The 1,692-nt window shown below is 32.3% G+C and carries 2 protein-coding genes; both read left to right on the top strand.

All coding sequences use genetic code 11. The annotated features are described in order from the left end of the window. The coding region (locus ACFIO3_RS12670; protein ID WP_375704574.1) for an enoyl-CoA hydratase/isomerase family protein at positions 1–969 on the top strand (969 nt) is incomplete at its 5' end. Continuing rightward, a complete protein-coding gene (locus ACFIO3_RS12675; protein WP_375608359.1) occupies positions 966–1,376 on the top strand; it encodes a DUF6163 family protein in 411 nt (136 codons plus the stop codon). The genes ACFIO3_RS12670 and ACFIO3_RS12675, both read left to right, overlap by 4 nt. Positions 1,377–1,692: the final 316 nt, after the last annotated feature.

Raw genomic sequence — 1,692 nt, forward strand, 5'->3', positions numbered from 1 at the left:
CCTTCAGCATTAAACGCTCTTAATCAACGAATGGTTTCAGCTTTAAGAAAAGCTCTCAGAACATGGGAAACAGATGATAATGTTTCTTGTGTCTTAATTGAAGGGGAGGGGCGTGCTTTTTGTGCTGGTGGAGATGTTGTAGAAATCTATAATATGGGAAAAAGTCCCTTTGCTTATCAATACTTTAGGGATGAATATAGTTTGAATGCTTATATCAAACGTTTTTCAAAACCCTATATCTCTTTTGTAAACGGTATTTGGATGGGAGGAGGGGTAGGTATTTCTCTATATGGTTCACATCGAATTGTTACAGAAAATACAGTTTTTGCTATGCCAGAAGGTGCGATTGGATTTTTTCCAGATGTGGGTGCAAGTTTTTTCTTACCATCTTTGCCTAATCATTTTGGCATCTATCTTGCATTAACTGGCGCATGCATAAAGTGGGGAGATTGCTTAAATTTAGGATTAGCAACACATGCTGTTCCTGAAATTGAATTCGATAGGGTTAGAAAAGCTATTATCGAACAAGGAGATCCTCTTTTAGCTTTAAACGAGCGATCCGTTACAAAAGACTATGAAACGAGTTACGAAATACGTTGTATTATTGATACTTGTTTTAGTGCCTATAGCTTAGAAGAATGTCTTGAGTTGCTTCATAAAAAAAGTGAAGAAGGTATTTTGTTTGCTAAAGAATGTTATGATATTTTGCAGTTACGTTCTCCAATAAGTTTAAAAGTTATCTGGAAACAAATGAAACAAAATTCACTTCAAACGTTGGAAGATTGTATGAAAATTGAAAACCGCATTGCACATCATATGATTAATTCACATAATTTTCATGAAGGTATACGTGCTATGTTAATTGATAAGGATAAAAGACCTCAATGGCAGCCAGATAAACTCTCAAATGTAACAGATGAAATGATAGATTATTACTTTCAACCTGTTGAACAAGAGTTATTATTGTGAAAAATAATCCTCACAAACGGGTTTCAAAAATCAATTTAATTTATAACTGTTACTTACGGTTTTTGGCACTTATTTGCTTAGTCCTAGGTATTTTTTATTGGATACGCCTTGTGGGTGTCTTTCCAGGTATTTTATGGCGTTTTGACCTTATGCCTTGGCAGTGGCAATTTGTCTCAGCTATATTGGCGATTCTCTATCCTATTGCCTTAATTGGACTTTGGATGTATTCACCATGGGGAATTATTTTATGGTGTATTGCAACATTGATTGAAACAATAGCAATATATTGTTCTGATTTTATTTATCAGCCATTTGTACCATTATTTCATGGAATATTATTTTTAACTTTTATAATACTACAAATTATGATGATTTTTTTAAAAAGAGTAAAAAATAAAAAACTATAATGATTGAAATTTTCAAGAAAGAATAACCGGACAGATTTTCAATCTTGAAAGGTTATCAGTTTTTTTAGTAAAGGCTATGCATCTCAATTCAATTGTCAAACACGAGTATATTGGGTAGGGAGTCCCATGGTTAATATTGCTAACATTCCTTAAAGTGCTGATGGCATACCCTTGTATCCTTTCTATAAAAGTTCCATAATATATATTATGCGATAATTTGGTAAAGCAATCCCTACTTTATATTTATATCATACAATTTACTTTTAAAATAAAATTTGGTCTTTAAAGTATATTCCTTAAAGACCAAAAATAGTGA

It is taken from the genome of Bartonella sp. AD328YNZD (assembly GCF_042196425.1).